The sequence below is a fragment of the Natrinema sp. CRL1 genome (assembly GCF_059162405.1).
In genome coordinates this window covers 545,544-570,754 of record NZ_JBLVOY010000003.1, presented here as the reverse complement: position 1 = coordinate 570,754, position 25,211 = coordinate 545,544, and the positions used below count along the sequence as shown (strand labels likewise).

At 66.5% G+C, this 25,211-nt stretch carries 23 protein-coding genes; 11 read left to right on the top strand and 12 right to left on the bottom strand.

Annotated elements, in window-relative coordinates:
- Window positions 1–47: 47 nt before the first annotated feature.
- Window positions 48–251 carry a VNG_1110C family protein gene (locus ACJYUO_RS13685; protein ID WP_494345907.1) on the top strand — a complete coding sequence of 68 codons (204 nt, stop codon included), beginning with the start codon at window positions 48–50 and terminating at the stop codon, window positions 249–251.
- 71 nt (window positions 252–322) lie between these two features.
- Here ACJYUO_RS13685 and ACJYUO_RS13680 read toward each other — a convergent pair whose 3' ends face one another.
- A complete protein-coding gene (locus ACJYUO_RS13680; protein WP_494345906.1) occupies window positions 323–1,642 on the bottom strand; it encodes a TiaS agmantine-binding domain-containing protein in 1,320 nt (439 codons plus the stop codon).
- 167 nt (window positions 1,643–1,809) lie between these two features.
- Here ACJYUO_RS13680 and ACJYUO_RS13675 point away from each other — a divergent pair, with 167 nt between their 5' ends.
- Complete coding sequence (locus tag ACJYUO_RS13675) at window positions 1,810–2,775, top strand: transcriptional regulator (RefSeq protein ID WP_494345905.1); 966 nt, start codon at window positions 1,810–1,812, stop codon at window positions 2,773–2,775.
- Window positions 2,776–3,091: 316 nt separating this feature from the next.
- Here the strand turns inward: ACJYUO_RS13675 and ACJYUO_RS13670 are convergent, their stop codons facing one another.
- Together ACJYUO_RS13670 and ACJYUO_RS13665 are read right to left on the bottom strand one after the other, a co-directional pair.
- Window positions 3,092–3,349: a glutaredoxin family protein gene (locus ACJYUO_RS13670; RefSeq protein WP_006431501.1), complete on the bottom strand. Its 258-nt coding sequence runs from the start codon at window positions 3,347–3,349 to the stop codon at window positions 3,092–3,094.
- A gap of 137 nt (window positions 3,350–3,486) precedes the next feature.
- Window positions 3,487–4,923: an NCS2 family permease gene (locus ACJYUO_RS13665; protein ID WP_494345904.1), complete on the bottom strand. Its 1,437-nt coding sequence runs from the start codon at window positions 4,921–4,923 to the stop codon at window positions 3,487–3,489.
- 181 nt (window positions 4,924–5,104) lie between these two features.
- On the opposite strand from ACJYUO_RS13665, the gene ACJYUO_RS13660 reads away from it, so the two are divergent.
- Window positions 5,105–5,767, top strand: coding sequence for a potassium channel family protein (locus ACJYUO_RS13660; RefSeq protein ID WP_494345903.1), 663 nt, complete (start codon window positions 5,105–5,107; stop codon window positions 5,765–5,767).
- Window positions 5,768–5,988: 221 nt separating this feature from the next.
- On the opposite strand, the gene ACJYUO_RS13655 is transcribed toward ACJYUO_RS13660, so the two are convergent.
- On the bottom strand, window positions 5,989–7,053 hold the full coding sequence (locus ACJYUO_RS13655) for a DNA methyltransferase (RefSeq protein WP_494345902.1): 1,065 nt from the start codon (window positions 7,051–7,053) through the stop codon (window positions 5,989–5,991).
- Between the two features lie 124 nt (window positions 7,054–7,177).
- On the opposite strand from ACJYUO_RS13655, the gene ACJYUO_RS13650 reads away from it, so the two are divergent.
- A complete protein-coding gene (locus ACJYUO_RS13650; RefSeq protein WP_494345901.1) occupies window positions 7,178–8,170 on the top strand; it encodes a calcium/sodium antiporter in 993 nt (330 codons plus the stop codon).
- 99 nt (window positions 8,171–8,269) lie between these two features.
- The gene (locus ACJYUO_RS13645) at window positions 8,270–9,280 is read left to right on the top strand and encodes a glutathione S-transferase family protein (RefSeq protein ID WP_494345900.1); all 1,011 of its coding nucleotides are present in this window, start codon (window positions 8,270–8,272) and stop codon (window positions 9,278–9,280) included.
- Window positions 9,281–9,341: 61 nt separating this feature from the next.
- Here the strand turns inward: ACJYUO_RS13645 and ACJYUO_RS13640 are convergent, their stop codons facing one another.
- The 4 genes from ACJYUO_RS13640 to ACJYUO_RS13625 form a co-directional block, all read right to left on the bottom strand.
- The gene (locus ACJYUO_RS13640) at window positions 9,342–9,668 is read right to left on the bottom strand and encodes a DUF7535 family protein (RefSeq protein ID WP_494345899.1); all 327 of its coding nucleotides are present in this window, start codon (window positions 9,666–9,668) and stop codon (window positions 9,342–9,344) included.
- A gap of 151 nt (window positions 9,669–9,819) precedes the next feature.
- Window positions 9,820–10,596 carry an NAD-dependent epimerase/dehydratase family protein gene (locus ACJYUO_RS13635; protein WP_494345898.1) on the bottom strand — a complete coding sequence of 259 codons (777 nt, stop codon included), beginning with the start codon at window positions 10,594–10,596 and terminating at the stop codon, window positions 9,820–9,822.
- A gap of 134 nt (window positions 10,597–10,730) precedes the next feature.
- A complete protein-coding gene (locus tag ACJYUO_RS13630) occupies window positions 10,731–11,744 on the bottom strand; it encodes an alcohol dehydrogenase catalytic domain-containing protein (protein WP_494345897.1) in 1,014 nt (337 codons plus the stop codon).
- A gap of 89 nt (window positions 11,745–11,833) precedes the next feature.
- Complete coding sequence (locus tag ACJYUO_RS13625) at window positions 11,834–13,117, bottom strand: DUF7405 family protein (protein ID WP_494345896.1); 1,284 nt, start codon at window positions 13,115–13,117, stop codon at window positions 11,834–11,836.
- 227 nt (window positions 13,118–13,344) lie between these two features.
- On the opposite strand from ACJYUO_RS13625, the gene ACJYUO_RS13620 reads away from it, so the two are divergent.
- On the top strand, window positions 13,345–13,797 hold the full coding sequence (locus ACJYUO_RS13620) for an SRPBCC family protein (protein ID WP_494345895.1): 453 nt from the start codon (window positions 13,345–13,347) through the stop codon (window positions 13,795–13,797).
- Window positions 13,798–13,848: 51 nt separating this feature from the next.
- Here ACJYUO_RS13620 and ACJYUO_RS13615 read toward each other — a convergent pair whose 3' ends face one another.
- Window positions 13,849–14,505 carry an HAD family hydrolase gene (locus ACJYUO_RS13615; protein WP_494345894.1) on the bottom strand — a complete coding sequence of 219 codons (657 nt, stop codon included), beginning with the start codon at window positions 14,503–14,505 and terminating at the stop codon, window positions 13,849–13,851.
- 170 nt (window positions 14,506–14,675) lie between these two features.
- On the opposite strand from ACJYUO_RS13615, the gene ACJYUO_RS13610 reads away from it, so the two are divergent.
- Both ACJYUO_RS13610 and ACJYUO_RS13605 read left to right on the top strand, forming a co-directional pair.
- A complete protein-coding gene (locus tag ACJYUO_RS13610; RefSeq protein WP_494345893.1) occupies window positions 14,676–16,265 on the top strand; it encodes an HTTM domain-containing protein in 1,590 nt (529 codons plus the stop codon).
- Between the two features lie 158 nt (window positions 16,266–16,423).
- The gene (locus ACJYUO_RS13605) at window positions 16,424–17,047 is read left to right on the top strand and encodes a DUF6735 family protein (RefSeq protein ID WP_494345892.1); all 624 of its coding nucleotides are present in this window, start codon (window positions 16,424–16,426) and stop codon (window positions 17,045–17,047) included.
- Window positions 17,048–17,092: 45 nt separating this feature from the next.
- Here ACJYUO_RS13605 and ACJYUO_RS13600 read toward each other — a convergent pair whose 3' ends face one another.
- Window positions 17,093–18,868 carry a MutS-related protein gene (locus tag ACJYUO_RS13600; RefSeq protein ID WP_494345891.1) on the bottom strand — a complete coding sequence of 592 codons (1,776 nt, stop codon included), beginning with the start codon at window positions 18,866–18,868 and terminating at the stop codon, window positions 17,093–17,095.
- 296 nt (window positions 18,869–19,164) lie between these two features.
- Between ACJYUO_RS13600 and purF the strand changes: the two genes are divergently transcribed.
- Window positions 19,165–20,637 (top strand): amidophosphoribosyltransferase, encoded by a 1,473-nt coding sequence (purF, locus tag ACJYUO_RS13595; RefSeq protein WP_494345997.1) that lies wholly within the window; start codon window positions 19,165–19,167, stop codon window positions 20,635–20,637.
- Window positions 20,638–20,805: 168 nt separating this feature from the next.
- On the opposite strand, the gene ACJYUO_RS13590 is transcribed toward purF, so the two are convergent.
- A complete protein-coding gene (locus ACJYUO_RS13590) occupies window positions 20,806–22,638 on the bottom strand; it encodes an SLC13 family permease (protein ID WP_494345890.1) in 1,833 nt (610 codons plus the stop codon).
- Window positions 22,639–22,749: 111 nt separating this feature from the next.
- Here ACJYUO_RS13590 and ACJYUO_RS13585 point away from each other — a divergent pair, with 111 nt between their 5' ends.
- Together ACJYUO_RS13585 and ACJYUO_RS13580 are read left to right on the top strand one after the other, a co-directional pair.
- Complete coding sequence (locus tag ACJYUO_RS13585; protein WP_494345889.1) at window positions 22,750–23,145, top strand: tautomerase family protein; 396 nt, start codon at window positions 22,750–22,752, stop codon at window positions 23,143–23,145.
- 77 nt (window positions 23,146–23,222) lie between these two features.
- On the top strand, window positions 23,223–23,678 hold the full coding sequence (locus tag ACJYUO_RS13580; RefSeq protein ID WP_494345888.1) for a universal stress protein: 456 nt from the start codon (window positions 23,223–23,225) through the stop codon (window positions 23,676–23,678).
- Between the two features lie 256 nt (window positions 23,679–23,934).
- Here ACJYUO_RS13580 and ACJYUO_RS13575 read toward each other — a convergent pair whose 3' ends face one another.
- The gene (locus ACJYUO_RS13575) at window positions 23,935–25,179 is read right to left on the bottom strand and encodes an ArsA family ATPase (protein ID WP_494345887.1); all 1,245 of its coding nucleotides are present in this window, start codon (window positions 25,177–25,179) and stop codon (window positions 23,935–23,937) included.
- Window positions 25,180–25,211 lie beyond the last annotated feature (32 nt).

Genomic DNA, 25,211 nt, shown 5'->3' with positions numbered 1-25,211 from the left:
CAACAGACTTCGATACACATAAACGGCAGGCGGCGGGTGCTAGCTGTATGTCGAACGCGTCGCAGCTGCGTGATAGCACCCAGATCGTCCTTCCGCGGGCGGCACTCGAGGGGCTCGAGCCGCGGCTCGACGACGAGTTCACGGTCTCCGTCGTTCCCCACGGCGAGGACCGCTGCCGGATCATCGGCAGCCCGGTCGAAATCAAGGAAGCGAGCGAGTTTCTCGCCCGCCACGGCGTCACCGTACGCTGATCGGGTTTCCGTCGCGCACGGCGGAATTTGTTCGGTTCTGTTTTCGAGTCTCTCCGGCCGCAGTCTCGCCGTTACCGCTCCGGATGCGTCGGTGCGTCGAACCCGCCCCGGACGAGCGGCTTCGCGATATGCCGACGCGCACACGGGGGAACTTCGTACCAGCCCACCTCGAGGTCGCGCTCGAGCGGCTGTGTCGCTTTCCCCGCCGTCTCGGTTCCGCAGTCCCGACAGCGATAGCCCTGATTCCGGCCCGCGCTCTTCATCGTCCGCCCGCAGTCGGGACAGGTCGGCGTGACCCGCTCGGTCCGAACGAGGTCGCGGACGGCAAATTTCTCGAGTTTGAGCGTTCCGCTTGCAACCTCGCCGCAGGCGGTGATCCGGTCGCCGACGCGTAGCGCCCGCACTCGATCGCGGAATCGCTTGGTCGGCTCGAACGCGGCACAGGTGAGCCGATCGGGTGCGGTCTCGCCGGCCTTGTCTTCCCTTCCCCCATCCGTCGGTTCCGGCGACTCGAGGGCGACGAAGACGTGGCCCCCGCGTCTGGTTTCGGGCTCGGTCGCGACTCGCCCCTCGAGCCGGTAGGCGCGCCCGTTCGCGACGGCTCCGATCGAACCGTCTCGGAGGTGGCTGTCCGTCCCCTGATTCGTCAGAAATAGCTGGCTCGCGGCGACGGGTTCGCTCTCGATCCGCTCTGCGACCGATCGAACCGCGGCCGCTTCGTCGCCGCGGATCCCGTACAGGATCGGGCCGGGCGTGTGCGGCACGCAGACGGTCTCGTCCTCCCTGCGATCGACGGTGTCCCAGACTGCGGGATAGCCCCGGTCGGCCGCCGCGAAGACGCTCTCGTGATCTACCTCGCGGGCGGTTCCCCAGCGCTCTTCCTCGCGATAGGAGATGTACTCGTGGGTCCACTCCTCGAGGGCCGCCCACGCGCCGACGGCGGCCAGCGCGCCGATCCGGCCGCGGCCGTTCCCCGCGTGCCACGATCGATAGCCCTGGCGCTCGATCGCCGCCGCGGCGTCGGCCGGCTCGAGGTGGTCGCGAATCGCGTGCCACGCGAATTGCCCGATCTCGTCGGGGATCGCGCTCGTGTCGGCGGTGTGGTCCGCGACGACGAGCCCGGGATTCGTCCGCTCGTCCGCAGTTTCGGCAAGCGACTCGAGGCGTTCGCGGGCGACGGCCTCGGCGCGGTCGGGATCGCAGTCGGTGTGGATCGCCAGCGCGGCGTTCCCTCGCGTTTTGTACTCGACGGCAGGGTTGAGCCGGACGAGGAGGAGCCGTTCGATCGTCCCCCCCTCGCGGCGCAGCCGCTCGGCGATCGTCGCGGCGACGTAAGTCGTACACATCCCCCGCTCTCGCGAGTCGGTATCGTCGATCCCGACGACAGTCATCGGCGACTCTTGACGGGGGATCGGGTAACCCCTTTCGGGACGCCGCGCCGTCGCCGATCAGCAGGACCTGATATATAAGTATACTCCTGATACACGATCGAATCGCGACACGGCACTCGGTCATCGCGGGGAAAACGTCTTATAGGAGGACTCGCTTACAACCCCGTATGTCCCGCTCCGCGCTAGTCGGCAACGTGACCGCGATGTTAGAGGACGCGGGATTCATGGTCAGCGAACGGTGTGCGATTCGACCGAAGAGCTTCGATATCGCCGCGCGCTGTGGCGAGGATCTGATCCTCGTTAAAATCCTCGCGAACATCGACGCGTTCAACCAGGCGACGGGCCAAGAGATGCGGCGACTGGGGACCTACCTCAACGCGACGCCGCTCGTCATCGGCCTGCGCAGCCGCGACGAGGATCTGAAACCGGACGTCGTCTACTTCCGACACGGCGTCCCCGTCTTCAGCCCCGATACGGCGTACAACCTGTTCATCGAAGAGGTCCCGCCGCTGATCTACGCCGCCCCCGGCGGCCTCTACGTCAACATCGACGGTGACCTGTTAGCCGACGAGCGAGAGGACCGCGACTGGAGTCTCGGCCAACTCGCCAGCGAACTCGGCGTCTCCCGGCGGACCGTCTCGAAGTACGAAGACGGGATGAACGCCTCCGTCGAAGTCGCGATGAGCTTAGAGGAGATGTTCGACGCGCCGCTGACGAGCCCCGTCGACGTCCTCGAGGGAGCCGACGACGTCCACGAGAGCGAGACGACGCCGGACGACCCCGAGGCGGACCCGGACGACGAACAGGTCGTCGCCGTGCTCACGCGGGCCGGCTACAGCGTCCACCCGACGGCCCGGTCGCCGTTTACGGCCGTCAGCGAGGACGAAGACGACAGCGAAATCGTTCTGACGGGCCACTCGAAGTTCACGAAGGCCGCGGAGAAACGCGCTCGGATCATGAGTTCGATCGGGCAGGTCACCCGCACGCGATCCGTCTACGTCGTCGACCGCGCCAAACAGGAGTCCGTCGACGGCACCGCGCTGGTCGAGCGCGACGAACTCGCGACGTTCCGGAACGCCGACGACCTCCGGGACGTCATTCGGGAGCGCTCCGAGCACGAAGAAGCGGCCTGAGAACCACCTCGATACCCGTATTTGAGCGGACCAGAACCTCTTCGATAGGTACTGATGGAGACGAACGTTGCCGTCGATATCGTCAGCAAACGCCACGCACTCCTCGTCTGCTTATCGCGGTGCTCGGAATCGTGTTCACCTACGGCACGACCGTCACGACTGTCACCGATGCAGCGCTCTTCTTCGCCGTCTCCGTCGCGATCGGCTATCTCCTGTTTATGCTGTTCAGCCTGCTCCCATCGATTCTGGTTGGATCGATAATCGATGCTATCGCTGGAGAACGGTCGGCGATTAAACTGGGATCGAGCCTTCGGATTCAGGCCGCGCCGCTGCCGTACGTTTCCTCGAGGTACTCGACGATGTCGTCGCTTTCGGGCATGCCCTCGACCCCGTGTGCCTCGTCGACGATGACCGGGACGCCGGTCTGACCGCTTACCTTTTCGACTTCGGTGCGCTCGTCGTGCGAGCGGGGGACCTCGATGATGTCGTAGTCGAGCTCGAGGTCGTCGAGTTTCGAGCGGACCTTAGCACAATACGGACAGCCGGGAAGCTCGTACATCGTGATGTCTGCCATGCGGGGTTATTGCCGCGGAAGACGTATCAGCCCACCGGTCGACCGGGCGATTGCCGGAGTCGAGCTGAGCCGAGCGAACCCGACGTTCGACCGCTCGAGGCGCGTATTGACGAGCAAAAGCGGACCGAACTGTCCCGTCAGAACGAGAGCATTTCGGCGTCGACGGCGAAGAAGACGGCGAAGTAGAGGATGAATGCGATGGCGAGTGCCCACTGGCCGAGCGAGACGTCGTCGGCTTCGCCCATCGAGGCTTTGACGAGCGGGTAGCTCATGATCCCGGCGGCGAGTCCGTTCGAGATCGACGCGGTCATCGGCATGACGGTGATCGTCAGTCCGCCGGCGATCGCCCACGCGGGGTCCTGCCAGTCGATGTCGGTGACTCCCTGCAGCATGATGATGCCGACGACGACCAGCGCGAGGTAGGACGCGTACTGCGGAATCGCGCTGATCAGTGGCACGAGCAGCAGGGATAGCACGAAGAGGAGGCCGACGACGAGCGCGGTAAAGCCGGTCCGGCCGCCCTCCTCGACGCCGGTCGAGGATTCGATGTAGGTCGTCACCGTCGAGGTCCCGATCATCGCGCCGACGGTGGTTCCGACCGCGTCGGCCATCAGCGGCTTCTCGATCTCGGGGAGATCCCCGTTCTCGTCGAGGAAGCCCCCGATCTGGGAGACGCCGATGAGCGTCCCGGCCGTATCGAAGAAGTCGACAAAGAAGAACGTGAAGACGACTAGGACGAAGACGAGCGGATCGTCGGTGATCATCCCGAGTCCGTCGATGAAGCCGGCGACGAGCGGCGTGAAGTCGTACTGAACGCTCGCGATCAGGCTCAGGATGCCCTCGTTGGTGACCTGCTCGTAGCTCCCCGGCGGCGTGAGCGTCCCCGGCGAGACGACGTCGAGGGCCGTCAGCAGCCAGCCGGCGACGGCCGTGGCGAGGATGCCGATGACGATCGAGCCCCGAACGCCGCGGGCATGAAGAATGAGCATCAGCGCGAGTCCCACGACCGAGAGCGCGGCGACGGCGCTCGTCGCGACGTTGCCCATCGTCACGAGCGTTTCAGGGTCCGCGACGACGATCTGCATCTCCTGCAGTCCCAAGAAGAGCAGGTAAACGCCGATACCGGCCCCGACGGCGAACTTGACGGGTTCCGGGAAGAGTTCGATGATGTACCGTCGCGCGCCGATCGCGGTCAGCACGATGAAGACGACCCCTTCGACGAAGACGGCCGCGAGTGCGACCTGCCACGGGACGCCGAGCCCGAGGACGACCGTGAACGCGAAGAAGGCGTTCAGCCCCATCCCGGGTGCGAGGCCGAACGGCCTGTTCGCCCAGAACGCCATCACGAAGATCGCGACCGCCGACGAGAGAATCGTCGCGACGGTGATCATCTGCGTGACTTCGCTCGAACTGTAGCCCTCGAGCGCGATCGCCTCGCTGAGGATGGCCGGATTGACGACGATGATGTAGGACATCGCCAAGAACGTGGTCAACCCCGCGATGGATTCGGTCTCGAGGTCGGTATCGTGCTCGTCGAAGCCGAAGAACGTTACGAGTGTCTCGATAGCCCCCATGTTGGATGCTCGAGCATAACCACACGGGTTAGTTAAACGTTCTTGTCCGCATTGATGCCCAGAGTATGCACGTTTGTGAATAGAGAGTGAGCGATCCCGACGGTTCGATCGCCGATCGACTCGAGCCAGTGAGCGTCGACGGGACGAACGTATTTTACCCCCGAGCGCGTACCGTGGTACCATGAGGTTTGTCATCGTGGGATACGGTCGGGTCGGCTCGCGGACGGCAACTATCCTCGCCGAAGAGGGCCACGAGGTCGTTATCGTCGACGACGACGTCGACCGCATCGAGCGCGCGAGCGACGAGGGGTTCGAGACGGTGCGAGGCGACGGGGCCGACGAAGACGCCCTCGTCGATGCGGGGATCGAGGCCGCCGACGCCATCGGCGCGTTCACGCCCGACCTCAACGTCAACTTCGCGGCGTGTATGGTCGGCACCCATCATGGCTGTCGGACCGTCCTGCGGATCGACGAGGACTACCGCGAGGACATCTACGAGAAGTACGCCGAGGAGGTCGACGAAATCGTCTACCCCGAGCGACTGGGCGCTGCGGGCGCGAAGACGGCCCTGCTCGGCGGCGACTTCAACGTCGTCGCCGACCTCGCCGCCAACCTCCAGTTGACTGTCCTCGAGATTCAGGAGGGATCGCCGGCGGTCGGCAAGCGAATGAGCGAACTCGAACTGCCGGAATCCGCACGGATCTACGCACACGGGCGCGCACGTGAATCACTGACGATCCCGCTGCCGGGCACCGAACTTGCGGTCGGCGACGAGGTCGCGATCATCACCGAGACCGATCGCGCGTCCGCGGTTCGGTCCGCGCTGTTGCCTGTGAGCGCCTGACTGTGCTTTCGACACGGTCTTGTCGCTACGATCGAGCGCAGCTACTGCCGTTTAGGAAAGGGTAGAAAACCGGGAGCAGGCGCGCTGACGGCTGGGATGGGGGGAGGTGGGGAGACCGTCGCGCGCCTGTTCCTTTCGTCACACCGGTAGCCAATAAAACCGCGTCAGACGATCGGCGGACGAGAGTCAGACATCGACGCCGGCACGCTCCCGAACGCGGCTCAGGCCCCGTCCTCGAGCCGGAAGACGAGCACGTTCTGGTGGACCATCGAGGGGACAAAGGAAAAGGGGTAGCCGTAGACGTGGAGGTCCTTCGTCGGGTCATACCAGATCAGATTCGCCGCGAGCGTGAGCGGTGCGGTTGACTCGATCGCCCGCGCGAGATCCGCCGAGAGGAACTGGTAGGACTGCTCGCGGTACATGTCGCCGATGAAGACGACGACGTGGCCGTCCGGCGCGACGGCCTCGGTGAATCGGTCGAACTTCGCGGCCATGTCGTCAAGCCACTCCGCTTTCGTTTGGTGGTCGTCGGACCCGTCGGCCGCCTCGAGATCGGTGTCCGTAGCGTCGGCGGCGTCGGTAGCGGTCTCGTCGAACGACCCCAGTTTACTCTCGCGGGTCTCGCGTTCGTTGCGCGTCTGCTCGAGTTCGTCCATGTGCCAGTAGGGGACGTCGGTCAGCAGGAGGTCGACGGAGTCGTCGGGGACGTCCTCGATCAAGTCGGCGCAGTCGCCGTGTCGGAGGTCCTGTTCGGCCAGCGGCGGCTCGCCGCGGGCCCGGCGCTCGTCGTTTTCCGCCGCGAGGACATTCCGGTAGATCTCGATCCACCGTTCGGTGCGCTCGAAGCCGATGGCCTCCCGGAGTCCGGTGCCCTCGTGCTCGCAGAAACTCGCGCCGAGCAAGGTGCCGCCGACGCCCGCGAAGGGGTCGAGGACGGTATCGCCGTTCTTGCTGAACCGGTCGATCAGGTCCGCACAGAGCCGCGGCGGTTTCTGGCCGCCGTGTTCGCTGCGCAGCTCGTGTTGAACCGCGGGCGGGTAGCGCTCGGCGATCACGGACTTCGTGGCGAACTTCCACTCCTTGCCCGTGAGGTCGTTGACCCGATTGCGCTCGTCGTAGACGCCCCGACCCTCGATATAGCGCTGGTGGTCGGCCAACTCGTCGGTATCGATCACCTCGCCGTCCTCGACCGGCAGGGATTCCCCCCGCGCACGGTCCGCGTCGAAATCACCATCTTCGTCCGTGAACAGGCGGCTCTGGCGGTGTCGATCCCCGTCGTCTGCCATACCTCGAGTGCTCACGGGAGTCGCTTAAACGCTTATCTTCGATCATCGCCTCGAGCGTGGCGCGGATCGACGCGGCGCAGGTGCCGGACTATTTTCAGGGCTCCGTGCGAAGGAGTTCGCCACGATGGTGCCTCTCGGAGACGTGGCCTCGCTCGTCCTCGGCGTTCTCGCTCTCTGGATCGGTGCCCGCCTGCTCGTGACCGGTGCCTCGAGACTTGCTGGCGCGGCCGGCGTTTCGGCGCTCGTCGTCGGTCTCACGGTGGTCGCGTTCGGGACCTCCGCGCCCGAGATCGTCGTCTCGACTGGGGCGGCACTCGAGGGGCGAGGTGACGTCGCAGTCGGGAACGTCGTCGGGTCGAACGTCTTCAATCTCGGTGTGATCCTTGGGACCGTCGCCGTCCTCTCGCCGTTTCGCGTGACCGAGTCGCTGCTCCGGCGAGACGCGGTCGCGATGGCGGCTGCGACGGCTGTTGCGACCTTCGTCCTTGCAAACGTCGTGGTCTCGCGGCTCGAGGGAGTGCTCCTCCTCGCCTTGCTGGGTTGCTACCTCGGCGTGCTCGGCGTCGCGATTCGGAACGCCGACCGCGCGGACGACGCGGCAACCGACCCGCTCGAGCCGGCGGACGTGCAGACGGCGTCCCCCGTCACGTCGAACGGCGGCGAGCGGGAGGTTCGTCTCGGGCGGGAGACGGTCCGCGTCCTCGCCGGCCTCGGACTCGTGATCGTCGGGGGACGCGTGTTAGTCGACGGAGCGGCCGGGCTGGCGTTGGCCGTCGGTATCTCGGAGTGGGTCGTCGGCGCGACGATCGTCGCGGCCGGGACCTCCCTGCCGGAACTCGTCACTTCGGTCGTGGCTGCACGCGGCGGCGACCTCAGTATCGCTGCGGGGAACATCATCGGCTCGAACGTGTTCAATGCCCTCGGCGTGCTTGGGATTACGGCAGTAATCAGCCCACTGACGGTCGATCCAGCCGTCTTTCTCGGGCTGGCGTGGCTCGCCGTCGTAACCGCCCTCTCGACGGTGGTACTCGCAACCGGGCGGACGCTCACCCGACTCGAGGGGGTCGTCCTCGTCGCGCTCGGCGGGAGCTACTGGGTCGTCAGCGTTGCCGTCTGACTCGAGGACTTGTGCGGTCGGCGATTCGTTGCCCCAGTTCCGAGGGCGGTGACGCGAGTGTTAGCGAGACCATTTGAACGTCCCGCCCCTATCTGGGGTATGAACATGCTCGTCGACGGCGAGTGGCGGACGGACGCATACGAGTCGACCGGTGAGGACGGCTCGTTCGAACGCCAGACGACGCCGTTCCGCGACGAAATTCGCGACGATCCGGACGCTCGATTCCAACCCGAGGCGGGTCGGTATCACCTGTACGTCTCTCTGGCCTGCCCGTGGGCGCATCGAACGCTCGTGACGCGAGCGCTGAAGGGCCTCGAGGACGCGATCTCGGTCTCGATCGTCGACCCCTACCGCGGCGAGGGCGGTTGGCAGTTCACGCCCGAGAAGGAGGGCTGTACGCCGGATCACGTCCACGACGCGGAGTTCCTCCGGGAGCTATACGTCCGCGCTGATCCGGATGCGACCTGTCGTGTAACGGTACCGGTGCTCTGGGATACGCAAGAAGACACCATCGTCAACAACGAGTCCGAAGAGATCATGCGGATGCTCGACACCGAGTTCGACGAGTACGCCGATCGAGATGTCGATCTCTACCCAGAGGGCTACCGCGACGAGATCGATCGGGTCATCGACGAGATTTACGATCCGATCAACAACGGCGTCTACCGCGCCGGCTTCGCCACGAAACAGGGACCCTACGACGAGGCGGTCGACGACCTCTTCGCCGCGCTCGACCACTGGGACGAGGTATTGGCGGAGCAGCGTTATCTCGCCGGAGACCGGCTCACCGAAGCCGACATCGCGATGTTCACGACGCTCGTCCGGTTCGATAACGTCTATCACACGCATTTCATGTGTAACGTCCAGTACATCCGGGAGTACGACAACCTCTGGCCGTATTTGCGGGACCTCTACCAGACGCCGGGTGTCGCCGAGACCGTGAACATGGACCACATCAAAGAACACTACTACACGACCCATCCCGACGTGAACCCCCACCGGATCGTCGCCCGCGGGCCGAACCTCGCGTTCGAGGCACCTCACGACCGCGACGAACTTCCGGGCGGCCCGCCGTCGGACCTCGTCCCAACGGCGAACGCCGACGACTAACGGAGAGTCGGCCTCGAACGAGCGAAACGAAAGCGCGGTAAAAACGACGTGGGCAGACAGCTTACGATTCGGCTGCCGTCTGATCGGCGTCGGCCTGGTCTGCGTTTTCGGCGTCAGTTTCCGGGGCATCTCCCTCGTCAGCGGCTGGCTCGGTATCGGCTGCGTTCGCGTTTCTCGAGCCGTCGTGACCGGTCTCGCGCCGCCAGGTCTCGAAGCTGTGTTCGAACTCGTCTTCGGCTACGAACACCTTCCAAAGGATCCAGACCGGTACGAGCACCGGGATCAGCGGGATCAGGATAATCACAAGTACCGCCGCCATGATATAGCCGAACAGGGACATCTGGGTGTTCGGCCCGTAGCCCGACGACTCGGACACCTTGATTGACATGTGGTGCGCTACGAACGTGTCGGTATTCCGTCTTTCGATTCGATGGGTCCTCGCGGGAACGAACTCGGCTGAGGGGCCGTCGATTCGTGACAGTTCGGCAGCAGCCACCGACAGTCCAAACGGATTCGGATGACTCGAGTTCGTTTCCCGCTCAGTCGTCGCCCAGAACCGCCTCGGAGTCGTCTTGCGGGCGGTAGCCGAGGTCGAGCATGGTCTCGGTAAGCGAGAGGAAGCGTTCAGAGTTGTCGGACACGCCGTGGGCGATCAGGGGCGAGTCGTCGAGCGTCGTCGTCGCCGCCGCGTTGAGCACCCGGCGGCAGTCGCCGGGGCTGAGCCACATCGCGCGGGCGTAGCGCTCGCCGGCGGCGTCTCGCTCGTCGCAGATCTCCCGGAGTTCGTCGCGGGTGAGCAGCCAGCCGATCCGCAGGCTCACCACGTCGAACCCGTGTCGCTTGGCGTAGTACGACCCCATCGCCTCGCCGAAGACCTTCGTGACGCCGTAGTGCGTGTCGGGGTTCGTTGGATCGTCCGGCCGGACGGCCTCGGGGCTGCCGCCGGTCGATTCCGACCGATTCACCGAGGCGATGTTCCCCATGTTGACCGCGTGGTTCGAACTCGCAAAGACCACCCGCTCGAGGTCGTTTTTCTCGGCGGCCTCGAAGGCGTTGTACACCCCCTCGACGTTCGGCCCGCTGAGTTCGTCCCACTCGGCCCGCGGCGAGGGGTTGGCCGCGAGGTGAATCAACACGTCCTGGCCCTCGAGGGCGTCGATAAATTGCTCGCGATCGGTGATCTCGAGAGGCTCCGCGTCCAGGTCCTCGGTCTCGCTGTGGGTAAAGAGTGTCAGGTCGTACTCGTCATCCGGGAATGCGTCGATAGCTTCCCGTCCCACGTTACCCGCCGCGCCGGTGATGGCGATATTCGTCATACGGAATGTACAGCACAGGTGTAGAAATAACTCGGGGCGGCGCGTTCCGGTCTCGAAAGCGCTGCTCGTTGCCGCCCGGCGGGTAGCAATACGGGCTGTTGGCCCAATCTGCGGTCGCGTCGCCGCCGCTCGGCTTACGGCTCGACGACGATCTTGCCGACGCTCTCGCGGTCCTGCATCGCCGCAAAGGCCGCGTCGGTGTCCTCGAGCGCGTACGTTTCGTCAATTTCCGGCCGAAGCTCGCCGTCGGCCACGAGATCGATGAGTCGCCGCAGATCGTCCTGGGTGCCCATCGTGGAACCGACGACGCGCTTGTGGCCGAGAAAGAGGTTCGCCACGTCGATCGTCGACTCGTTGCCCGCCGTCCGGCCACAGATCGCCATCGTTCCGCCGCGGCGCATGACTGCCTGTCCGAGTTCGGTAAACTCGCCACCCAGGTGGTTGATAACCGCGTCTGGCGCACCGATCTCTCCGACCGCCGCACGAATCTCGTCGATAGCCGTCGATTCGACTCCGTGATCCAGTCCGAGGTCGCCCACCCGCTCGAGTTTCTCGGCCGACGAGGACGTGCCGATCGTCCGCGCACCGAGGATATCCGCGAGTTGGACCGTCGCAACGCCGACACCGCCGGTCGCACCGGGCACGAAGACGAGGTCGCCGGGACCGACCTCGGCCCGCCGGAGCATGTGGAAGGCGGTCATGTACGCCGTCGGAACCGCGGCGGCGGTCGTCGCCTCCACGCCGTCGGGCAACGGAATCAGTCGATCGGCTGCCACGCGGGCAGTTTCGGACAGCCCGCCGTGATAGAGCGAGAACTGCTCGCACATATTTTCCGGCCCCTCGCGGCAGAACCGACAGGACCCACACGTCTCGTTCGGGCAGAGAACGACTCTGTCGCCGGGCTCGAGGCCCTGTACGTCCTCGCCGATCTCGCTGACGACGCCGGCCACGTCGAGCCCCGTGACGAAGGGCAGGTCGTCGGCGTCGACCATCGCCGAATCGCCCTCGAGGATCCAGAGGTCGTGGCGGTTGATCGCGCAGGCCTCGACGTCGACCAGCGCCTCGCCGGGCCTCGGGTCGGGCTCGTCGCGGTCGATCACGCGCACTCCCTCGGGACCGATCAGATCGGTAAACGCTGCGGCTTTCATCGGTTTTCGGGTCGGTCTCGAGGGCAAAGACCCTAGGGAAGGCGGCACTGGGATCGGAAACGCGAGTCTCGCCGCTCGATCGGCCGCCGTTAGGCCGAGTCCGGATTCGGCTCGGGAAGGGCCCGGAGCCCGCGGGGCGGCACGAGGTAGTTCGCCCGGTTGCGGACCCTGATGTACTGGAGGATACCGTTGTTCGTCCGCGAACTGACCGATCCCTCGGTGAGGTCGCTCCCGGTCATCGCCTCGCGCGTTTTCACGAAGTCCGCGATCGAACGCTGCAACGAGAGGAAGTGGGTGGCCGCCGCGTCGTCGTCGGTCGAATCGAAGTCCCGGCGGAGGATGATCGGCTCGCCGTCCTCGCGGGCTCGCGCCGCCTTCTGGGCGTGGCCGACCGTTCCGCGTCGCGCGTCCTCGGCGGCGTCGCCGCCGACTTCGGCGATACGACTCGAGTCGCCGAGGTTGTCTCCGGCCCCGTCGATCAGCCCCTCGTCGGCGTGGGTCGGCGAGAACATTTTGGAGACCCGAATCTCGCGGCTGTCCTGTTCGTACCACTGGTGGAGGTGCAGCCGGATCTTCGAGAGGTGGATCGTCGTCCCGCCGGCGAAGGGACCGTCCTCGATCGTCACGCGGTCCTCGCTCGCCTGCGTCTTCCTGAAGCCGGATTTGAACCCCATGAACATCGGCGCGTCCTCGGGAACCGGCTCGCTGTCGGGGATGCCGCTGACGCCGGACTGGCGCTCCGCCGGGAGGCCGCGGCCGATGAATCCCGTTCGGCGCTCAGCCACGTCGAAGACACCCTCGAGGGTGCCCTCGACTTCGAGCCCGTTGAGGTCCTCGAGTTCGCCGTTCAGCGCCTCTTCGGCGCTCAGCGTGACGTGGCCGTAGTCGCTGGCCAGATGGAGCAGGGCGTCGTACTCGTCGAGTTCTGGGTCCTCGATCGGCGCGAGCGCTTCGGGATCGGGCAGGTCGACGCTCTCCGGTAAGTCGGCCTCGAACCGGTCAAAATACGCCGGGCCGTAGCCGATGGTAAACGCCAGTCCCTCGTTTCCGCGTTTGTAGGCCGTCTCGAGGGTTCGGAACGCGGCCTCGAGTTGTTCGCGTTCGCCGTCGGCGTCGGCCGGCCCGTCGCCGACGTACTCGAGGCCGAGCAGGAGGTGGTGTTCGGGCGGTTCGATGTTCCCGTGGTCGTCGGTCGCGAGGAACTCGTTCCACGCGTGCTGGCGATCGGGAAGTTCTGCGGGGTTGAGCGCGGCCTGTGGCACGTCTTCGGTCTCCTCGCGCTGGAGGCAGGCTGCGAGGGCGCTCGCACCGCCGATTGCGACGGCGCTGCGGACGAACGCGCGACGTGAGAGTCCGCGGTCCGAACCGTTCATACACGCCCCTCGGGGGTTCGCGACTAAGGGTATTGCGGTCACTTCGTCCGGAGCACTCGGTGACGCGGCTCTCGACGACCCGCGGTTCACCGACAGCGCGGAAGCGACAGCAGTGGTCGCGACGGCACCCTCGCTCGAGGTCCCGCGGTCGGACTGCGGTGCCCCCGCTGCCAGCCGACGGCGTCTGGACCGGTACAGCCATCCGTCCGAGCGTGGTAGAATATGGCATGATACAGGTCGAAGTCTTCGCCGAGATCGATGCCCCGCCGTCGGTCGTCTGGGACGCGCTGCTCTCGTTCGACACCTATCCCGAGTGGGATCCGATCGGTCGCACGATCGAGGGCGTCGCCGTCGAGACGACGGCGGGTGCGGGCAGCGCCGAGTCCCCGGATTTCGCTCGGCTACTCGACGGCCCGATCGCCGTCACCGTCGACCCAGGGAGGCGGCTCGCGTGGCTCGACCGACTCGTCGTTCCGTTCGCGTTCGACCGCTATCACGAGTTCCACCTCGTAGCGATCGACGGCGGCGAGCGAACGCGACTCCTCCAGCGGGAGACAGTCCGGGGCGCGTTCGCCCCGCTCGCGTTCGACGAGGCCCGCGTCGAACGGGCGTTCGTCGAAATGAACGACGCGATCGCGGCCCGCGCCGAACGCCGGGCGAGCGCGAACGCGATCGCCTGATTCCCGATCCGTAATCGATCCCCGACTGCCGAATCGACCCCGCCCGAGCGATCAGACCAACTCGAGTAGCGCGTCGAGGGACTCGATTTCGTGTGCCGGCTCGCTCGAGAGGGCGTACTCCCTGCGGTGATCCCGCCGGATGAACGCCGCGTCGATGCCGGCCGCGTCGGCCGCAGCGATGTCGACGCGGCTGTCGCCCACGAACAGCGGGTTTTCGACCGCGAGGTCGGCGAGCGCCTGCTCGAGGTAGTACGGCGTCGGTTTCTTGCGCTCGATGCCCTCGAGGGTCGGCTCGCGACCGTACCAGACGTCGACCGCGAGGTCACAGTGCTCGAGAACGTTCTCGATCGTCTCGTGTTGGTTGTTGCTGACGATCGCTGTCGGAGTCGACAGTGACTCGAGGGTCACGACATCGTCGTAGTGGCGTTTCCGACCGGCCCGAAGCTCGGCGAGTTGGGCCGCGATCGCGGCGTCTTCGCGGGCGCGCCAGAGCTCGCCGGGATCGATGCCGTGGCCGTCGGCAATCTGCTGCAGCGAGAACACGTCCGGACTGAGCAACGTCTCGATGTGATCCGCGGACGGATCGGCGACGCCGACGCTCTCGAAGGCGTCGGCCATCGCGTCGATCAGTACGTCTCGATCCGTCGGCGTCGTCAGGACGCCGTCGTTGTCGAAGATGACCGCGTCGTACGCCGTTCGAGTTCCCATGTAGATTATCGTAGAACACGGAGGGATTTCGGCGTTGTGTCCGACAGCGACCGAGGTTTCTCTTCACTTGCTCGACCGACCTGACAGCCGGCCTTGAGCCCCATCGATCGGCTGAAGCAAAATACTTATACATCGCTTGACAATCGGCCAGCCGCTTCACTAATTCCGCTATGACAGCCGCCCCTTCCGATTCCGCGACGCCGACCGACGACTCGGTGACGACACTCGAGTCGGTCCGAGCGGTCGTCCGGTCGCGTCTCGGGATCGATCCGCGGGCGCTTGCCGCGTTCCGGATCGGGCTGGGACTCGTCGTCCTGGGCGATCTCCTCGTCCTCCGGCTTCCGGGGCTAGTCACGTTCTACACGGACGCGGGCGTCCTCCCGCGCTCCGCCCTCGAGCAAATCTCGCCCGCGCTCGCGACGTGGTCCCTCCACGCTTTGTCGGGGTCGGTGTGGGCACAGGGACTCTTGCTCGCGCTCACCGGCATTTTCGCGACGTGTGTGCTCGTCGGCTACCGACACCGGCTCGCGGCCGTCGGCACGGCGCTGCTCCTCGCGTCGCTTCACGCCCGCAACCCGTATCTGGTCAACGGCGGCGATACGATCCTCATCTCGTTGCTCCTCTTGGCGGCCGTTCTCCCGCTCGAGGCCCGGTGGTCGCTCCGTTCGCGTCGGCTCGAGTCTCGGTCCGCGAGCGGGGAGCGCCGCGACGATTCCCGGGTGGTTTCGACGGCGACCGCGGTCCTCTGTCTTCATATCGTCGTCATCTACGCCATCAACGCGATTCTCAAGTTCCGGAGCGACGCGTGGCTGTCCGGCGTGGCTGTCCAGCAGATCTTCCGACTCGAGGACTTCATCGACCACGTAGGGCCGACGGTCGCGGAATTTCCTCCCCTCCTGACCGCGATCAACTGGCTCTGGATCGGAGTTCTCGCCGCGTCGGTACTGCTCGTGGTTGCACCCGGTCGGCTCCGAACCGCGACCGTCGCCGCCTTCGTCGGCGCTCACCTCAGCATGGCGGCGACGATGCGACTGGGTGCCTTTCCGTTCGTCATGGTCGCTGTCCTGCTCGTCTTCCTGCCGCCGCGAGTCTGGGACCGCCTCGAGTCCCTCGTTTCGGCACGTGGGCTCGAGCAGTACCTCGCGTCCCTCGTGAGGGGTGAGGCAACCGGAAAAACGAGTACGGAAGCGGCCGCGAGCGAGAGGAACGGGGGGACGGGTCTGGAGGCGGCGAACGCGGAAACTGGCTCGACTGCAGCCAATTCGAGGGTCTCTCCCCGTGTTCGGCGCGGTGGACGACTCGCTGCGGCGGGGCTCCTCGTCTGTCTGTTCCTTGCCATAGTTGGCTGGCAGGTCGCCGCAGCGGGGCTCGTCGATACCCCGGCCTCGAGCGACGACGGCGCGCTAGGGAGTGCGAGTTGGGCCTTCTTCGCGCCCCAGCCGCCCGACTCCTACAGCTGGTACGTCGTCGAAGCGACCGGCGAATCCGGGACCGCAACCGATCTGGTCACCGGCGAACCGGCGACGTTCGAGCGACCGGACAACGCCATGGATCGGTACCCGACGACGCTCTGGAAGCGGTACGGGACGAAAGGACAGGGCGCGGGCGACGCCACACTCGAGTCCGCGGGCGCGTACTTTTGTGACCGCGCTCCCGACGGAACCGAGTCGGTGACGATCTATCGCGTCGAACAGCCGGTCGACGCGGATGGGCCGGTCGGCGAGCCGATTTCCCACGAGAAAGTCGCGCGGTCGTGTTGATACCCGGGTTCGGTGACGAAACGGGCGCTGACACAGGACCACTGCTCCCGTCCGGAGGTTCAAGTACCGGCGGGCGACCAGAGCCGCCGTGAGCTACGAGATGAGTCCCGAGGCGCGCGTCGCGCAGTCCGATTCACGCCGTTCCGGCCGGGTGGACGATGGGCCATAGGGCGCTCGTCGCCTACCGGCGGCCGGACCGTCTCTACGACCTGCGGTACAGCCACTGGGGCGGCGAGACGCTATCGCTGGCCGACGAGATCACGGGGGCGACTCCCCTCGCCGACGGCGCGGTCGAGGGGTCCCTGCTGGCGGACTCGATCACTCGCGATCGCATTCTGCAGGACTTCCTCGATCCCTGTGTCCACGAGGCCCTGTACCTCGTCACGCCGACGGTAGACTACGAAGTCGACGCCTACCGCGTCTGCTGGCTCGAGTGGGGTGACGGCCGCGACGACGGCCGAGGTGCGATCATCGCCGCTCGGTCCGACGACGGGGACGGAGCCGGGTCGGGGACCGGTAATGAGGGCGAGCGTATCGAGACCTGGTTTCGCGCGACCAAGACCGCGCTGGCCGACATCATCGAAATGGGCGCACTCTCACGGCGGGCCGCACAGGCGTACCTCGAGGCTCGCGTCTGCGAGGATCAGGACGGCATTCTCTACACGTACGGCGATTCGATCGACGAGGAGTCGTCGTACACGCCGACGCCCGATCGCTGGTCCGAGGATGTGAGCCGAGAGACCGACGAGCGGACTGGCGGCGGGGGCGAACCCGACGAGTGAGCGGGGCAAAGTCGAGACGGCAAACGCGGCTGGCTTCGGACTCACTCACTCGCTGGTGGTCCAGCGCGCGTCCGCGAGCGTCCGCTGGACAACCTCGTTTCCGACCGCGTCCGCCAAGGTCTCGAACCCGGCCCGCTCGCTCCGGTCGCTGGCGTTTGCGACCAGCCGCGAGACGATGAACTCCGGTGTCGAGCGGCCCACGGTATCGAACCGGGGCTGGTAGTCGACGAGCAACTCGAGGTCGGGGTTGAGCCCCTCCGCGAAGATGCCGTCCACCCGCGCTTCCGGCGGGAGCGGCTCTAAGTCGTCCGCGAGGTGGGTGACGAACACGGCCAGCGCCTCGCGGTCGACCGAGAGCGTGACGAGCCCGTGGAGCAGGTCGGCCGCGCTGCCCGGTTCCGTGATCGCCTCGAACTCGTCGACCAGCATCAGCGTGCGCCCGCCCGTCGAGAGCGGCGGGACGATCGATTTGAGCGTCGACTCGAGGACGCCGGCGTTGAAACTCGCGTGCCGGCGGTGGAAGACCAGCGAGTCGACGGGCGTCACCTCGGCCCGGTCTGCGGGGACCGGCAGCCCCATCGCCGCCAGCAGGACGACCTGACACAGCGTCTCGAGTAGGGTCGTTTTCCCGCCGCTGTTCGCGCCGGTGAGGACGGCGACGCGGTCCCTGCTCGGGACCGAGTCGACGCCGGCCGGGACGCTCGTCACGCCGTGCTCGCCGAGCCCGTAGGTGACCGGCTGTACCGACTCCCCGTCGCGTGCGGCGAGCGTGAGGTTGCGCGCGTTGACGACGGACACTGCGGCGTCGTCGCGGTCAACAAAGACCGGACGGGTGCAGTCGTACTCGAGCGCAAAGCGGGCCAGCGAGAGGTGTAGTGCGATGTCGTCGACCGCTGCGACGGCCCGATCGATCGCGTCGCGGGCCGTTGCGAGCGTTTCCTCGAGGTCGCTCGCGACGGTCCGTTCGCGCTCGTCGACCGCTTCCGTGAGATCGGCACGGAGCGTTCGCAACGTGTCGCCGACGAAGTCGGTCGCGTCCGTTGCGTCGGCGGGCATCGCGTCTCGGACCCGATCGATCGTCGCGTCAGTCTCGGTCAACACGTGGTCCTCGAAGGACTGCCGGAACCCCTCGGCGTCGCGGACGCCCGCCGAGCGCAGATCGTCGATCAACGCGAGCGCGTTCGCGTCCATGTCCTCGACCGCGCCCAGATCCGCCCGGAGCCGGTCGAGTTTCTCGTCGGCACCCTCGCGGACCCTGCCGCCGTCGAGTGCCGCCAGCGCTTCGGCGGCTTCCCCGAGCGTTTCGCCGTCGAGGTCCGCGATCGCGACGAACGGGCCGGAGTCGACCCCGGCCTCGAGCAGCGCCAGCGCGGCCTCGACGGCCGCGTGCTCGCTCCCGTCGCGCTCGTCGTAGCGCTCGTAGGCCTCGAGTACAGCCTCGCGGTCGGCCTCGGCGAGGTCGGCCCAGGCATCCCGGGCCGCGAGCACGTCGTCGAGTCGCGATTCCATCGCCTCGCGGCCGTCGAGGGGCGTGAGGACACGGATTCGATCGGCCGCCCGCTGGGTGACTGCGTGTTCGACCGCAAGATCCAGTAGCTCCTTGTATGCCGACCGCGCGTCGCTGGTCGACAGGATGTCCATGCCAGCGCCGCCGGTCGCCCGCCGGAGGATACGAGTCGCGCGGCCGCGAGCGAGTCCGGCGTCGGCAAGCGCCCGCACGTCGCCGCTTTCGATCGCCCGGATCGCCGCCTCTCTGCCTAACTCGTCGACCAGCGTCTCCCGCGTCTTCGGGCCGACCCCCCAGTACTCCTCGAGTCGCATACGCTGTTGACTCGCGGCGAGTGTCTTGAACGCTGTGTCATGTTTCCTCGCACCGGTCACGTGGACGCTACTGCTATCGACCGCTCCCGTTCGGAACGATCGGTTCCCGCTCGAGCGAACCGGCCGGCTGTGCGTTGGCGTGTCGGTACACGTTCGCTCGCAATATATACACGAATATGGGTATGATCTTACTCGAGGGAGAGTCGAAGCAGCACAAACACGGGGATTTTTATCGACTCGGTGCCCTACTGACTCCCATGACTGATGGGCGGGGCGAAACTCCCCGGCGAACAGGGATGACCGAAAAGTGTGGCGTCGTCGGCGTCTCACTGGACGGTCGAGACGCGGCACGACCGTTGTACTACGCGCTCTATGCACTCCAGCACCGCGGGCAGGAGTCCGCGGGGATCGTCACCCACGACGGGTTCCAACAGCACAGCCACGTCGAAATGGGGCTCGTGGGCGATGCCTTCGGCGAGGGAGACCTCGATGCGCTCAACGGGTCGGCGGGGATCGGCCACGTCCGGTATCCGACGGCCGGCTCGGTCGACTCTTCGTGTGCACAGCCCTTCTCCGTCTCGTTTAAGAGCGGCTCGCTCGGCCTGAGCCACAACGGCAACCTCGTCAACGCCGACGAGATCCGCGACGAACTCGCCGCCGCGGGCCACGCCTTTACCAGCGACGGCGACACCGAGGTCATCGCCCACGATCTCGCACGCAATCTGCTCGAGGAAGACCTCGTCCGCGCCGTCAAGCGCACGATGGGGCGGATCCACGGCTCGTACTCGCTGACGATCACCCACGACGACACGGTCCTCGGCGTGCGCGACCCCCAAGGGAACCGCCCGCTCTGTATCGGGGAACTCGAGGACGGCTACATTCTCGCCTCGGAATCGGCGGCGATCGACACCTTAGACGGGGATCTCGTCCGCGACGTTCGGCCGGGCGAACTGGTCGTCCTGCAGGAAGACGGCGCGGGCTTCGATACCTACCAGCTCGTCGAGAACGAGCACACCGCCCACTGTTTCTTCGAACACGTCTACTTCGCGCGACCCGACAGCGTCATCGACGACACGCTGGTCTACGAGGCCCGGCGGAACCTCGGTCGCAAGCTCTGGGAGGAAAGCGGCGTCGAGACCGATGTCGTGATGCCGGTCCCCGACTCCGGACGCGCGTTCGCATCGGGCTACGCCGATGCGGCGAGCGAGACGACCGCCGACGGCGAGGCTCGCGACGCGGACGACGACGGCGTCGAGTTCGCTGAAGGCCTGATGAAGAACCGCTACGTCGGCCGCACCTTCATCATGCCGACTCAGGACGAGCGCGAACGCGCGGTCCGACTGAAGCTCAATCCGATCAAATCCACGATCGAGGGCAAGACCGTCACCGTCATCGACGACTCGATCGTCCGCGGGACGACCTCGACCCAGCTCGTCCAGCTCCTCAAGGACTGCGGGGCCAAGGAAGTCCACGTCCGCATCGGCGCACCCGCCATCGTCGCCCCCTGTTACATGGGCATCGACATGGCCACCCGCGAGGAACTCATCGCCTCGGACAAGTCCGTCGGCGAGATCCGGGACGAAATCGCCGCCGACAGCCTCGCTTACCTCTCGACCGACGCCGTCGCGGACGTGCTCGGCAAGGAACGACTCGACCTCTGTCTGGGCTGTGTCACCGGCGAGTATCCCTACGACATCGAGGGCGAAGAAACCGACCGCGACGTCAGTCGACCCGACGTGGGCGGCACACAGCTCCCGGCGGACGACTAGAACAACGAAATTTTACTCTGCGAGCGCGGCAAAGCCGCGCTCTCGGTAAAATTTCGATCAAAAGCACTCTTCCCTCCCCTCCAGCCGCGCGTTGCGCGGCTTTCGGGTCAGTCGTCGGCCCGCTCGCGCCGCCGGCGCTCGCGGTCGCAATCGGTGTCCTCCCGCTACCTATCCTTGGAACGCATCCACGAACTCCGTCGGGAGCGTTCCGATATCGATCCCCCACGCGATCGGGAGCCAGCCGACCGCGACGAGTGTGATCAGGACGATGCCGATGACGTTGAGCCCGACGCCGATCTTGGCCATCTGGGGCAGCGTGATGTAGCCGCTGCCGAAGACGATCGCGTTCGGCGGCGTCGCGACCGGGAGCATGAATGCGAACGAGGCGGCGGTCGCGCCCGCGATCATCAACCCGAACGGGTGGACGCCGATCCCGACCGCGACGCCCGCGAGGATCGGCATGAGCATCGCCGTCGTCGCCGTGTTCGAAGTCACCTCCGTCAGGAAGATCGTCATCACCACCACGGCGAACAGGATCGCGATCATCGGTACCCCCTCGAGGAGGCCGAGTCCCTCGCCGATCCACGCCGCGAGGCCGGTCTCGCCGAAGGCGTTGGCGATCGAGAGCCCCCCGCCGAACAGGAGGATGACGCCCCACGGGATGTCCACGGCGTTCGTCCAGTCGAGCAGGAAGGTGTGGTCGCCTTCGGCGGTCGTCGTCGGGAGCGTAAACAGGACCAGTGCGCCGCCGATCGCGACGATCGTGTCGGCGTCTTCCGGCGGCGTGACGCCGAGGAGCGGATCGAGCAGGCTCGAGCCGATCCACGCCACGGCCATCCCGACGAAGACCACGGCGACCAGCCGCTCTTGCGTACTCATCGATCCGAGCCGCTCGAGTTCGCGGTCGATCGTGTCCGCACCGGCGGGCAGTTCGTCGAACTGGGGTGAGACGGCTCGAGTGACGTAGCCATAGACGGCGACGAGGCCGACGATCGAGATGGGGACGCCGTAGAGCATCCACTCGGCGAACGACACCGATTGACCGAACAGCGCGTCGGCCTGTCCGGCAAAGAGCACGTTCGGAGGGGTCCCGATCAGCGTCGCGACGCCGCCGACCGAGGCCCCGTAGGCGATACACAGCATCAGCGCGATCCCGAACGAGAAGTTCCCTTCGCTGGTGTCGACCTCGAGACCGGTTTCATCGACCAGATCGGCGGTCTGGTAGATGACCGCCAGCGCGATGGGGACCATCATCATCACGGTCGCGCTGTTCGAGACCCACATCGAGAGGAAGGCCGTCGCGAGCATGAACCCGAGGATGAGCCGCGAGGGCTCGGTGCCGACGGCCTTGATCGTCCGCAGGGCGATTCGCCGATGGAGTCCCCACCGCTGCATCGCCATCGCGAGGAAGAACCCGCCCATGAAGAGGAAGATCAGCGGGTGGCCATAGGACGGCGTCGTCTCCGCGACGGGGAGCGCCCCAGTCAGCGGGAACAGAACGATCGGCAGCAGCGATGTCGCGGGGATCGGAATCGCCTCGGACATCCACCAGACGGCGACCCACGCGGTGACGGCGGCGACGGCCTTCCCCGCGGCCGAGAGTCCGTCCGGTGTCGGCGAGAGGAAAATGAGCGCGAACAGGACGGGCCCGAGGACGAAACCGATCCGCTGACGGAGTCGATAGGTGCCGCCGACATCGAACGGCGAGCCGCCGTCGTCGCCACGGTCGCCGCGGTCACCACCGCCAGAGCCGTCGGAGTCCTCGCCGCTGGGGGTCTCGCCGCCGGATCGAGTCCCCTCATTCGTCGCCCGATCGCGACCGCCGTCGGGGAATACCCGCCGTGCGAGGCGTCGTTCTTCGGCCGTCAGATCGTCCATGCCCGCGATCATAGCCGGCGCGTCGAGCGCGAGATACGCCTTCGTCCGAGCGTTGACGGTCCACAAGTACGCCCACAACCGCCGAGAGGCCGATTCGGTGGCCGACTCTCGCTCCCTCACCATTCTCCGCGTTGCTCCCACGAGGAGCCGTATAAATAGTGATCGCTTACGTTACCGAACCGAACGGAAACGAACGAACAGGACACACAAGACGCTGGCCGGACAAGCCGAGCTATGCCACTGTTGCAGTTCGAGACGACGCTGTCGCTGTCGGGCGCGGAGAAAACCACCATCGCTGACCGGGTCACGGACCTCTACACGGACGAGATGGCGACGACCGCGGGCCACGTCGCCGTGACGATCCGGGACCGCGATCCCGGGGATCTCCACCTCGGGCGCGCCGTCGACGACCCGCTGGTGTTTCTCGACGCCGAGATTCGACAGGGCCGATCACTCGAGCGCAAACGCGCGTTCGCGTTGGCGACCATGACCTATCTCGGGGACACCTTCGACGTCCCCGACGAGAACATGAAGGTCGTGTTCACCGAGCATCCGGGCGAGTCGATGATGGGTGTCGACCGCGTCGGCGGCGAGTGGGACGAGGACGGCGATGGCGAAGGAGACGACTGAGCCTCGAGAGTACCGGACAGACGACGGTACAGACGACCGCTGAAACCACTATCCGTCTCGATCTCGAACGGAGATACATGTACCGCGTGTTGCTTCCCGTCGACGAAACCGAATCGCGAGCGCGGGCCCAAGCGGTGGCCGTCTGCGATCTCCCGGCAGCGGCGACCGAGGTCTCGGTCGACGTGCTCCATGTCCGCGACGACGCTGGCGGCACGGACGCCGAGTGGGCGGCGGGCGGGTTCGCCGAGGAGTACGCCGACGAGATGGAGCGCCTACAAGGAGACGAGGCGCTCCCCGGATCGGTCGAGGCGGCGGTCAACGTACTGGAGGACGGCGGTCTCGAGTGGACGGTCCGAACGGCGACGGGCGACTCCGCGGAAACGATCCTCGAGGCAGCCGCGGAGTACGACAGCGACCTGATCGTCGTCGGCGTCCGCAGTCGGTCGCCGGTCGGCAAGGTGCTCTTCGGGAGCGTCGCGCAGGCGGTGATTCTCGATAGCGATCGACCGGTAACGGTCGTCCCCGTGGAGTGACTCGACGTAGCCTCGACCTGACGGCGTCCGCCGGCAGTCGTCCGAGCCGTCGCTTCTCGCCGAATCTCGTCTCGACGGCCGGAGCCGACTCGGGTCCGGCCGCTCAGGTCGCTATCCACTCCGACTTCTCGCGCCCGTTACCACCGCCAGCGTCCGGTTGGGTACTCGGGCGGTTCTGAGGTAGACGCGGGCGTACGCGAGTCGGACGATCGGACCGACGAACGCGGCGAGAACGGCCGTGACGGCGACCGCGGAGCTACCGCAGACAGGCCGCGACGACCTCGAGCATCCCCTCTCCGCGGACCTCTTCGGCAAAGAGGGGAACCCGCCGAACGTCGGTGCCGCGGAAGAGGTCCTGGGCCTCGGCCAAGGCACCCTGCTGGACGTCCCACCGCCGCTGACAGAATTCGCAGTCGTCGAGGTTCGGCTGCAGGAACTCGCCGTCGACGTCGTCGGTGACGTTCGACAGCGGCTCCATCACCCGGTTGACGACGACGGTGCCGACCGGAATCTCGAACTCGCGGAGCTGCTGGCGCAGCCGCTTCGATTCGAAGACGCTCATCTCTTCTGGGACCATGACGATCCGGAAGTCCGTCCGCGCGGGATCTCGCAGAGCCGCTCGCAGGCGCTCGATGCGCTCGCGCAGTACCTCTAAATCCTCGAGGTCGCTGTCGTCGTCGAGATCGTCGCCACCGCCGAACATCCCCTTGACGCCGTCGAGCATGCCGCCGATGCGCTGGCGGAATTTCACGAGCCGGCCCATCATGGTATCCATGATCTCGGGCAACTGCAACAATCGGAGGGTGTGGCCCGTCGGGGCCGTGTCGACAATCACGCGCTCGAAGCGCTCGTCGTCCATGTACTCGAGCAGGAGTTGCATCGCCGCCGCCTCGTCCGCGCCGGGCATCGCGCCGCCGAAGAGGGCGTCCATCGGCGATTCGCCGCCGAGCATCTCGCCGAGGCCGCCGAGGGGACCGCCCTCGGCTCCCTCGCTGCCGGGGAAGGGTGAACTCTCGCTGCCGAGCCCGTTCGCGCCGCCGGTGAAGGGGTCGTCCGCGTCTGTGCCCGCATCTGCCTCGGCTCCCGCGCCACCGAACGGCGTCTCGCCTCGCTCCATGGCGGCCTCCGGATCGATCTCGGCCGCGTAGAGGGGAATGTCGTCGCGGATGCGGCCGGGGTCGGACGGGATATCGGTCTCGAACGTGTCCGAGAGCGAGTGGGCCGGGTCGGTCGAGACGACCAGGGTTCGGGTGCCGCCGCGAGCGCTATCGAGCGCGGTCGCGGCTGCCATCGTCGTCTTCCCGACGCCGCCTTTCCCGCCGTAGAGGACGTACTCGGGGCCGCCGATCGGTTCGTCGGACGGTTCGACATCGACGGTCTCGCGCTCACTCGTCTCCGCGTCGTCGACCGAGTCGGTCGGGGTCACCTCGATAGAGTGTGCGTCGCCGTCGCTCTCGTCTCGCTCCGCTTCGTCGACCGGTTCGACGTCGATGCCGCTCATGCGTCCCGGTTCCCGGTCCGAACACGAGTATT